This window comes from uncultured Bifidobacterium sp. (assembly GCF_959020145.1).
GTDB lineage: Bacteria > Actinomycetota > Actinomycetes > Actinomycetales > Bifidobacteriaceae > Bifidobacterium.
The window spans coordinates 85,248-96,990 of the sequence record NZ_CAUEQY010000001.1 but is presented as its reverse complement, the minus strand read 5'-3'; the positions used below and the strand labels follow the sequence as shown (position 1 = coordinate 96,990).

Below are 11,743 nucleotides of genomic sequence, written 5' to 3'. Positions count from 1 at the left end.
CCGACGATATCGGACTTCCACGGCAGCGTGAGCCGTCCGTGCAGAAAACAGAAGAATCCCTATCAAAGGAGACATCCAGTATGGATATGAAGAAGATCTCAGCCGCTTGCGCGACCGCCGCCGCGTTGGCCGCGTTGTGCGTCCCGGGCTCGGCGTTCGCGGCCGACGGCACGCTCACCCTGAACGCGGGCGACGGCAGCACCCTCGCCGGACACAGCTTCACCGTGTACAAGGTCGCTGGATACAACGACGTCGTCAAGGACGGCGCGAACGTGAAGAGCGTGAGCGCCTCATCCCCGGACGCCACGACCGACGCGTGGGTCAAGGCCGCGTTGAACAAGAACGGCGTGACCTACAACACGTCCGAAGGCCGTAACGCCGCCGAACAGCTCCTGCGGTTGAAGACCGATTCGGACACGCTGCGCAAGGTCGCCGGCACCCTGCAGTCCACCGCCGCGTCCAGCAAGGTGGCGGCCGTGAAGACCAACCAGACCTCCGCCACGGGCAGTCTGAACCTGACCCTGCCGGAGGGCTATTATCTCGTCGTCGACGCCCAGGGAATCCCGATCCTCGTGTCCACCACGATCGGCGGCAGCGTCAGGATGAGCAACGGCCAGACCCTCGGTTCCACCCAGATCAAGACCAACGTCACCAAGATCGACAAGAAGATCAAGAGCGTGGACGGCACGTGGAAGGATTCCGCGGCCGCGACCAACGGCGAGACCCGTGACTTCAAGGCCACGTTCACCGTGCCGAACAAGCTGGCCGTGGACACCATCACCCTCGAGGACCACATGACCGGCATCACCTACATCGACGGCTCCTTCCACGCGACCACGTCGTCCGGCACGGACGTGACCAACCAGTTCGGCACCATCGGCAAGGACAAGATCGGCAATTCCGACGGCACCGGCTTCAAGGTCACCAGCCTGCAGAGCCTCGTGGACACCGTCCAGGGCAAGCAGGTGACCGTCACCTACCAGGGCAAGGTTGTCAACGCGTCCAAGGCCAACAAGGCCATCAACCAGATCCTGATCACCTCGAACTGGCTGCCCAACGTGGTCCCGCCGGACGTGCCGACCCCGAACCCGGGCACCGATGAGACCCCGGTCCCGACCTACGACGTGAACCTGAAGAAGATCAGCGCGGCCGACGGCAACAAGGTCATCCAGGGCGCGAAGTTCAAAATCCACAACGACAGCCTGAACCAGTGGTACACGTGGGATTCGGCCTCCAACCAGTGGACGTTCGGCACGGACGAGTCCAAGGCGACCGAATTCTCCACGAACGCGCAGGGCGTCATCAACTTCACCCGTCTGGGCGCCGGCACGTACACCGTGAAGGAGACGCAGGTGCCGACCGGCTACTTCAGCTTCGTCAAGCCGAGCTTCACCCTCAAGATCACCGACGACGGCCACGTGACCATCACCGGCAAGGACCAGCCGGGACTGACCGGCAAGGTCACCAACGCGGACGGCAAGGCCACCACGCCGACCGCCGTGGTGAAGAACATCGACAACATCACCCAGCTGCCGCAGACCGGCGCGACCACCATGGCCGTCATGCTGGTCGGCGCGTTCGCGATCATCCTCGTGGCCACCGCGTCCGGCTTCGCCGCCTACCGAGTCCGCCACGAGAACCTGGACGACGGTCCGGCCATCGCCTGATTTTTCCGAATCGTCCCCGGCCTCGAAAGCGAAGGTCCGGGGATCCAGGAGCCGGGATCGTGCGGCCTTTTCTCCTGTCAGCCGCACGATCCCGGCCCTCTTCCAAAAAATACGGAACTCACATATGAATCACAAAGGATGAGGGAAAATGGGATTCCTTACAAGACTTCTCGCCGGTCTCACGGCGGCCGCGGCGTTAGGCACCGGCCTGGCCGGCACCGCCAACGCGGTGGACACGAACGGCGCGGCCGGGACCACGAAAAGCGTCGTGAAGCTCACGGCCGATGACACGAACAACCTGCCGGACCATATCGTCAACGGCAGCTTCGACTATCCATCCGTACCGTCGTGGACGGGCTTGGCGGGGTCGAGTTCGAACAAATTCAACAAGGGCAAGCGGCTCGCCACCATCAACCCCGGTACCGGCAAATACGGTTCGGGATGCGCCATGTCCACCACAGGCAGGGCCATTCCCAATTGGAACAGGTCGAGTTTCGCCTGGAGCTCCACCCAGGGAGACACGCATTATTCCGGCGGTATGAGCTGCGAGGCCGGCAATGTGGAACTCAATTACGATTCCGTCCACCACAACCAGTTCGCCGAACTGACCGCCGACCAGCAGGGCACCGCGATCTATCAGGATGTGAAGGTCACGCCGGGCACCATGATGAAATGGAGTCTGAAGCATTCCAGCGCGACCAGCGCCTACGTGGACAAGATGCAGGTCATGATCGGCGAACCATACAAGGAGACCGTGCAGGAGGCCACCCGCATCGCGTCCGAGAACGGCAACAAGGTCGGCGAGAAGATGACCACCATCTCAACCCCGACCACGTCCGACCGCGCGGACAACAAGAAGTGGGATACGTACTCCGGCACGTATCTCGTGCCCGACGGGGTCACCACGGTACGTTTCACCTTCAAATCCGTCGCGTCCGCGGAATGGTATTCCGGCAATGATCTTGACGATATCGAATTCTCCCGTTCCTACAAGTTGACTTATGACAAGAACTCTTCGGATGCCGCCGGCGAGGTCCCGTCGAATCAGCGCGGCAAGGAGAACACCGTCCAGCCCGCCGCATCGAAGACCAATGGAACCGTGAAGACCGTCGCGGACGAGAACGTCCGGTCCGGTTCCCTTGCTAATGGCGATTTCTCTTACCCTTCGTTCTCCGACATTCAGAAGAACGAGCAGGGCGGCGATGCCGATCTGCGCACGTTCCTCAAATCGGATGACGGCACGCTTTGGTACAACATGTCCGCCACCGATCTTTCCAAGTACGGAAAGATCGGGCAGATCCCCGGTTTCGACTCTTCCAGGTTCGCATGGTCCAGTACCGAGAACGGTTCAAGGGTCGAATTGCAGCAGGACCGCAACACCAAGAACACGTATGCGGAGATCGTCGCCCAACAGGACAACACCAGCATCTACCAGAACGTGTCCACCGGCAACGGCGGCGTGCTGTACAAGATCCGGCTCAAGCACGCCAGCCGCCAATCCTCCCATGCCGACAGGATGCAGGTCCTCGTGGGATCCGACACGGACCATGCGACGCCTGTGGAGATGACCCGCGTCACCTCTAACGGCCATGGCGACAAGGTGGGCGGGAAGTCCACCACCATCACCACGAAGGTGTCCAACACCGATCCCCGCGATCATGGCGCACAATGGGAGACCTACGAGGGCACCTACCTGGTGCCCGAGGGGCAGAAGAACACGGTGTTCATGTTCAAGAGCCTTGAGGGATTCAAAGAGGATGCGACCCTGTCCGGCAACAACGTCGGCAATCTCGTGGACGACATCGAGTTCTCCCGCGCATACCGCCTGACCTACGATAAGAATTCCGGTGACGCATCCGGTTCCGTCCCGTCGGACACGGCCGCGAACACCGTCAAGCAGGCCAAGACGAAGACCAATGGCAGCGTGCGTCTCGCATCCGACGATGTGGCGACCTACGCCGCCAACGGCCTGCCGAAGCAGCTCGTCAACAGCGACTTCGACCATGATTGGCGGAACATCGTCACCCAGTCGAAGATGAGCGCGAAATACAATTTCGCCAACATCGACCCGGCCCACGGCGACGTGGAGGTCAGCGGACCGTTGAACGGCAAGGGCGAGGCGTCCAAGCAGTGGGTGCACCTCAACGGGTTCGACGCGAACAAGTTCGGCTGGAAATCCAACCAGACCGACACCAGGGTCGACGGGCGCGGCGGCATCGTCGAGATCCAACGCTCCCGTGCGAACGACAACATGTACGCGGAGATCACCGCCTCGCAGGCGGGCACGTACCTGTATCAGGACATCGACACCGCGCACGATTATCCGACCGTGTACACGGTGAAGCTCCGGTACGCGCACAGGAACGGGACCATCAACTCCAATGAGAAGATCCAGATCCTCGTCGGCGCGCCCGGCCACGAGCAGCCGGTGGAGATGACCCGCATCGCGTCCGACCGGGGCAACAGGCTGGGTGAGAAGTCCACCACGGTGAACGCTCCGAACACGGATGGCTGGCTCGGCTCGTGGGACACGTTCCAGGGTTCGGTCGTGGTTCCCGCCGGTCAGAACGTCAGCAGGTTCACGTTCAAGGCGTTGGGTTCCATCGACGGCATCTCCGGCAATCTGATCGACGACGTGCAGTTCAAGCTCGCCTACAAGCTCTCCTATGACAAGAACGCGAACGACGCCTACGGCCAAGTCCCGTCCGACACGACCGCGAACACCGTCAAGCAGGCCAAGACCAGGACGACCGGAAGCGTGAGGACCGTGGCGGACAGGACCGCTTCCGGTCTGACGGTGCATGACTTGAAGAAGGGCGACATCGCTCCGGCCCAGTACGGCGATTTCAAGTTCTCCACGACCGATGGGTTCACCGCGGACCAGATCACCGACGTGAACGGCTTCACCGTCAAAACGAACTGGGATCCGTGCGAGGAGAACCAGGCATACGCCGGTGTTCTGGCCACCATGTACCAGCCGAACGGGAATGGCGCGAACCTGATCCTGCACCATGTGGGACAGTGGCGCGACTCCTCCGGCACGCAACGGTGGCTCAACGCCAGGATCACCGTGAACGGCCAGAACCTCGGCACGCTGGTTTATATCCCATCGACACGTAAGTTCGTGGCATCGTATGGCAAGTGGGACAAGCATCCCTCGTCCCGCCCGTATATGGATGTGACCGTCGATTTCCTGCTGGACGACGGCTCCACGCCGCAGGGACTGCGTGGTGTGACCGGTTTCACCGACCTTGACGGCGGCACCAGCGGATACAACGAGGGCGTCGAACTCGTCAGCGGCTTCGATGGCGCGTACGTGCGCTCCGACGCGCATCTCGCCCGGTTCGGCACGAACGGCTGGGCCGGCGCCACGGATGAGAACGAGAACAATGCCGACGCGCATGGAATGAAGCATTACGTCGGCGCCACGTTCACCGGCTCGTCCTTCCGCGTCCGCTGGTCGGTCGCCTCGGGACAGGCCCGCGGGTCCGGCTTCCAGCCGGTCGATTCGACCATCGCCTACCGTCTCACCTACGACAAGAACGCGCAGGATGCCACCGGTTCCATCCCGTCCGACACGGCCGCTGACACCATTCGGCCCGCGAAATCGGAGACCGACGGCAAGGTGTCCGACCTCGTGCAGCGGACCACCACGCATGAGGACGGCAGCGTGACCGTCAAGACCATCGACACGAGCACGGACGTGGTGTCCGGCTGCCAGGTCTACTATCCGGCCGGCCAGAGGATCACGTTGGCGACCATGGCGAAGGACGACGACTGCTGGGATTCCAGCATGCTGTCGCGTCCGGGCCACACCCAGCTGGGTTGGAACCAGGACCGGAACGCGACCCAGGCGCAGGCCCAGGTCACGATGGTCGAGGGCGGCATGACCGTGTACGCGGTGTGGGTCGGCAACCCGGTCCTCACCTACGACACGAACAAGCCGAGCACCTGGTCGGGCCAGATGCCGTCCACCCCGGCGTCCGTATCCGTGGCTTACAACACGGCCGCGGCGGATGGTTCCGGCTGGCGGGCGGGCGACACGACGAAGATCCGCGGCTACAGGTTCCTCGGCTGGTACACGGGACCGCAGGACAATGCGGGCCTGTACGACTGGACCAGGCCGTTGACGGGCAGCGTGACCGTGTACGCGCACTGGCAGCGGTTGCAGGCCAACGTGGTTTACAACGCGAACGGCGGCACCGGTTCGCATCCGAACACGACCGGCTGGCAGTATTCGGATGTGACCATTCCCGGTGACACGTCCAAGTCGTTCAAACGCGACAAGTACGTGTTCAAGGGTTGGGGCACTAAACCCGGTAAGGCGGACGTCGTCTATAAGGACGGCAGCAAGGTCGCATTGCAGGACAAGGACATCACCCTGTACGCGCAATGGCAGGAGGTTCACGAGAACTTCGTCGAAACGGGCGGTATCGGCCTGCCGATCGCCATCGCGGGCGGCGTCCTGCTGCTCATGTTCGGCATCGGCTCGACCGTCATGCTCACCAGACGCATGAACGGCCACGGCATGCCGGACGACGAGTGACCGGAACCCGGTGACGGAAGGGCCGGCGGACGGCCATCCACCAACTCCATTCGGACGTGGGCGGAATGGTCCGGACGCCGGCCCTTCCCGTTGCCCATCCCCGTCGATATTCGTGGAACGGATCGTGGCAAAGGTATGGACGTTATGGATTGGGATTGGATCATCGAGGGCGAACGTGCTTCGGAGGGACGTCGCATGCGGCGCCTGCGCCGCATACGCGCACGGCATGCGAGACGCGTGTTCCGCGCGCTCATCGCCGTCACGGTCGTGTTCTGCCTGGCGGGCGTGGGCACGTTCGCTTGGCTTGGCGTGGAACAGGCCGGAGCGGCCCGCAGGGCGGCCGAATCGTCCGCCCTGGCCGCGAAGGACGACCATTCGGCCGAACATTACGCGCGCATGGTCGCCGCGGCCCGCGAGTACAACCGGAGGCTCGCCGCCACGCCGCATGTCATCGGAGAGACGTCCGGCAAGGACGGGACCATCGATGGTGATTTCGGTTTCAAATCGGACACGGAATACCAGAACCTGCTGGATTTCGGCGACGGGATCATGGCGACCATCGAGATCCCGTCCATCGGCGTGGACCTGCCCGTCCGCCACGGGGCCGACGCGTACGCGTTGGAGAACGGTGCGGGACACCTTCACGGCACCAGCCTGCCCGTCGGCGGGCAAAGCACCCACAGTGTGATCACCGGACATACGGGAGTGGCCGACAAGGCCCTGTTCACCCGGCTCACCGAATTGAGGAAGGGTGACGTGTTCTACGTGAGGGTCGCGGCCCAGACCCTCGCCTACAAGGTCGAACGCATCCGCAAGGTCGATCCGGACGATCTGCGCGACGTGCGCATCCAGCCGGGACGCGACCTGGTGACGCTGGTCACCTGCACTCCGATCTTCCTGAACACGTATCGGCTGCTCGTCACGGGCGAACGCGTGAGCATGCCGGACGACGCGCCCTATCCCGAGGACGCGCCCAGGACCACCGGCCGTGACGCGCGCCCGCTGCTCGTGTCCGGTGTGGCATTGCTCGCGGGCATGCCCGTGGCGATGGTCGAGTCCAGGCCACGCGTCCGTCCGTACGGACGTCACGGCATGAAACGGTAGACGCCCACCCGCCGGCACCGCCTCATGCGGGGGTAGACTGGTGGGTATGCGCGCCATATGCCTCCGCGACCGCGACACGCCGATGGCGCCGATATCGGATTGGGGGCACGTGGAATGGTTGTCGGAAACGTCGCAGGGATGTTTCCATTGGAGCCACGACCCCGATACGGGGCATGGCATTGGAGGGAGAATTATGAACAAGAAGGCTTTCGCAACGGCCGTCGCATCCGTGGCCGTCGCGGGCACCATCGCCGCGCCGGCAATGGCCGACGAGACCGCGACCACCCCGGTCGAACAGGCCCAGCAGGCCGTCGAGCAGGCCCAGCAGGCCGTCGACCAGGCCGCGGCCCAGCCGACCACGCAGCCCCAGCAGGACCAGGTCGCCGCGGCCCAGCAGGCCGTCACGGACGCGAAGACCAGCCTCGACCAGGCCACGGCCGGCACCCAGCAGGCCCAGCAGCAGGTCCAGCAGGCCCAGACCGGCGTGCAGCAGGCCCAGCAGAACGTGCAGCAGGCGCAACAGCAGGTCGAGACCACCATCAACAACGATCCGAACGTGGCCGCCGCCCAGACGGGCGTCAACCAGGCCCAGACCAACCTCGACAAGGCCCACGACAGCCTCACCGCCGCGAAGGACAAGGCCGACCAGAGCGCGAAGAACGCCGAGACCATCAAGAAGGCCATGAACGACAGCCAGTCCATCCGTGACGACGCCGCCAAGGCCAAGGAACAGGCCGACCAGGCCGTGAAGGACGCGCAGCGGAAGGTCGACTCGACCGACAAGACCAAGCTCGACCAGACCACCGCCGCGAAGCAGGACGCGCTCGGCAAAGCCCAGACGAAGGCCGACCAGGCATCCGACGCCGCGCAGCAGGCCCAGCAGAAGGCCGACCAGGCGAAGAGCCTGCTCGACGAGGCCACCCGCATCGCGGGCGACGCGAACGATCCCGCCAAGATCCAGGAGGCGCAGGACAAGGCCAAGCAGGCCGACCAGGCCGTGAAGGACGCTAAGACCGCGCAGGCCCAGGCCACCGCCGCCGAGGCCACCGCGAAATCCGAGGCCGACAAGACCCGCACCCAGGCCGACCAGGCGAAGGCCGCGCTCGACAAGGCGAACGACATGAAGGACGCCGCCCAGGAGAAGGCCGACCAGACCTCCGCCGCCCTGGACAAGGCCACCGACGCGAAGAACACGGACGCGAAGGCCGTGAAGGACGCCCAGGCCGCCAACGACAAGGCGCAGGCCGCGCTCGACAAGGCCGACCAGGCCGTGAAGGACGCGCAGGCGCAGGCCGACAGGACCAAGGACGAGTATGCGGCCGCGAAGGACGCGTACGACAAGGCGCAGGCCGCCGCGGACGCCGCGAAGCAGGCCGCGGACGAGGCCGCGAAGGCGCAGGCCGAGGGCGCGGCCGGATGGTTCAAGACCAACAAGGCCGAACAGGCGTACAAGTATCTGACCGACGACAGCGTGTCCCAGTACCTGGAATACACGCACATCGGCGCGAAGGACGACGCGACCAGCCTCGACAACCTGCTCAAGGCCCTGGACATGATCGACGAATGCAACAAGCTGCGCGCCGACCATGGTCTGGAACCGTTGAAGGTGTCCGAGACCGCGATGGCGATGGCCATGGTCCAGGCCAACTACGCGGCCAACGGCCATTACAACCACAACTACCAGTACGATAACGTCGGCGAAAACCTCGACTGGGGCTTCTCCGACGACGATCCGTACGACGACTGGTACACGGCCGAGAAGGAGACCTACGACGCGGCCGTGAAGTCCGGCGACTATCCGGACCTCGCCAAGCTGTCCCCGTACGACGTTTTCCTGAAGTACCCGGACCTGTACCAGCAGGTCGGCCACTACCTCAACATCGTCGACCCGGAGTACATCGCCACCGGCATGGCCTACAGCGGCTACGGTGAGACCAACTACGATCACGCGTTCACGCAGGAGTACTTCAACGACTGGAACTCCTACAACGCGAACGACACCACGTTCGATGCCAGTGTGTACCGCGCGAAGGTCGAAGCGTACGTCAACCAGATCAAATCCGCGCAATCCACGTACGAGGACGCGTTGAAGCAGGTCGAGGCCGCCAAGACCGCGCTCGACAAGGCCAACACGGCCCACGCGTCCGCCGTCCTCACGCTCGACAAGGCCACCTCCGACCTGCAGGACACGCAAGACGAATCCGCACGCACCACGCAGCTGCTCGCCGACGCGACCCGCAAGGCCGCAGAAACGCAGACCGCGTACGAGCAGGCGAAATCCGCCGACGAGCAGGCGCAGGCCAGCCTCACCACCGCCGAAACCGACCGCCAGGCCAAGCAGACCGCGTACGAGCAGGCGAAATCCGCCGACGAGCAGGCGCAGACGCGTCTCACCCAAGCCCAGGCCGCGCTCGACAAGGCCAACACGGACGTCAAGCAGGCCGAACAGGACAAGACCGCCGCCGACACGCGTCTCGACGTGCTGACCGACGCGAAGAACGCCCTCGCCAAGGCCCAGACCGCATACGACCAGGCCAAGAGCGAAGCCGACCAGGCCCAGCAGGCCAAGCAGACCGCGCAGGACGAACTCGCCCAAGCCCAGACCGCGTACGAGCAGGCCAAGAAGGAAAGCGACAAGGCCGCCCAACAGGTCAAGGACCTCGAAAACGCCAAGACGGACCTCGCGGCCAGGACCCAGGCCCTCGCCGCCGCGCAGGCCGACCTGGACGCGAAGACCCAGGCATACGACGCCGCCAGGAACGAGGCCGACAAGGCCAAGCAATCCGAAACGGACGCCGAAACCGCGGTCAGGAACGCGCAGCAGGCGTTGACCGACGCGCAGGCACGCCTCGCCAAGGCCAAGAGCGACGCGAAGGACACGGAAGCCGTCAAGACCGCGCAGGCCAAGGTCAAGGAAGCACAGGACGCGCTCGACCAGGCCAAGACGATCCTCGCCAAGGCGCAGGCCGACCTCAAGCAGGCCCAGACGGTCGAAGCCCAGGCCAAGAGCGACTACGAGACCGCGAAGGCAGCGCTCAAGACGGCCCAGCAGGCCGCCAACCCGAAGCATGACGACAATGCCGGCCAGACCAGTCTGAACGCCGCCCAGCAGGCCACGGTCGAAGCGGCCGACAAGGCCGACAAGGTCATGGCATCCACCGGCGCGGACACGAACGGCATCATCCTCGCCGTCGTCGCGTTCGCCGGCATGGGCGCCGCCACGCTCGACCTGAAACGCCGCCGCATGGACGTGACCGCACGCCACGGCACGCGCTGACCCAATTCCCCCTCCAACAAACAGGCGGCCGGAACAGGACGACGGAAAACCACATGACGGTTTCCCGACTCTGTTCCGGCCGTTTCTCTCTCAGGACCCAGATCCACCACGGTTCGGTAAAATAAGCCAAAGAAGGAGAAACCATGCCCAACACGCAACTGCGTCAACATATCGACGACATGCCCGGCATCCTCGCCAAACTTGAACGGATTCCGGAAATCACCACCCGACTGGACCTCATCGACACCCTGCGCGCCCACGCCCTCTCACTGGAACCGTTGGATGGCGTCGAAACCATGGCATTATCCGATTACGACCGCGACTGGCTCGTGAGATACACCTACAATTCAAACGCCATCGAAGGATCGACCCTGACTCTTCAGGACACATCCCTTGTATTGGAAGGCGAATTCGTGCCCTCGGATTCCCCGGCACGTTTCGTGTTCGCGGCGCGCGGCGTCGCCGACGGCATGGCCTACGTCCGCGAATACGCCTCCGAAAGACGTGAACTCGACCCGGAACTGATCCAAAGGATCCACGAGGTGACCGCATTGGACCTGCAGCCGTTCGCACGCGGCACGTTCCGTCCTTACGGATATCTGGCGAGAATCACCGCGACCCGCGTCAAGACCGCCGACCCGTTGGAGATCCATGACGACCTGCAAGCCCTGATCGACGGGCTGAACGGAAGCGACGCGCACCCGTTGCTCAAGGCCGCGGCGTTCCATACGATGTTCGAAAACATCCATCCATTCATGGACGGCAACGGCAGGACCGGCCGGCAACTGCTCAACCTCATGCTGTTGGAGAACGGATACCGTCCCGTGGCGATCAAACATGACGCCGGACGTGTTTACGCCCGGGGTCTCGAATCCTGGCAGGTCGACGGTGATCCCGAACCGTTCTGCTCCATCCTGTTCGACTGCGTGGAACAGGAGGAACGCACGTTCATCGACCTTGTCGAACGGCTCCGTCATGATCCGAAAACCACGGACGGCTCCATCGCCATGGATGCTCCGGGCCAGGATGTCCAACCGCCGGATCCGGCCGATGTTCCGGACGATGCACGGCCGGACGATCCCGGCATCGGCCTGGTCTGACCCTCTTCGCAGGTCTTGACGGCTTCCAGCATGAGCAAGCCAGCGAGAC

Annotated in this window: 5 protein-coding genes; all 5 read left to right on the top strand. The window is 63.9% G+C overall.

Annotation, left to right across the window (positions count from 1 at the left end; translation table 11 throughout):
- Positions 1 to 80: 80 nt before the first annotated feature.
- The 5 genes from Q5H33_RS00475 (at position 81) to Q5H33_RS00455 (ending at position 11,694) form a co-directional block, all read left to right on the top strand.
- Positions 81 to 1,667, top strand: a complete 1,587-nt coding sequence (locus Q5H33_RS00475) for a SpaA isopeptide-forming pilin-related protein (protein WP_302422459.1) — start codon at positions 81 to 83, stop codon at positions 1,665 to 1,667.
- Positions 1,668 to 1,815: 148 nt separating this feature from the next.
- Positions 1,816 to 6,213, top strand: a complete 4,398-nt coding sequence (locus Q5H33_RS00470) for an InlB B-repeat-containing protein (protein WP_302422457.1) — start codon at positions 1,816 to 1,818, stop codon at positions 6,211 to 6,213.
- Between the two features lie 144 nt (positions 6,214 to 6,357).
- Entirely contained in the window at positions 6,358 to 7,317 is a 960-nt protein-coding gene (locus Q5H33_RS00465; protein WP_302422454.1) for a class C sortase, read from the top strand.
- A 193-nt stretch (positions 7,318 to 7,510) separates the two neighbouring features.
- A complete protein-coding gene (locus Q5H33_RS00460; protein ID WP_302422453.1) occupies positions 7,511 to 10,594 on the top strand; it encodes a CAP domain-containing protein in 3,084 nt (1,027 codons plus the stop codon).
- Positions 10,595 to 10,737: 143 nt separating this feature from the next.
- Positions 10,738 to 11,694 carry a Fic family protein gene (locus tag Q5H33_RS00455; RefSeq protein WP_080723504.1) on the top strand — a complete coding sequence of 319 codons (957 nt, stop codon included), beginning with the start codon at positions 10,738 to 10,740 and terminating at the stop codon, positions 11,692 to 11,694.
- The last annotated feature ends 49 nt before the right edge of the window (positions 11,695 to 11,743 follow it).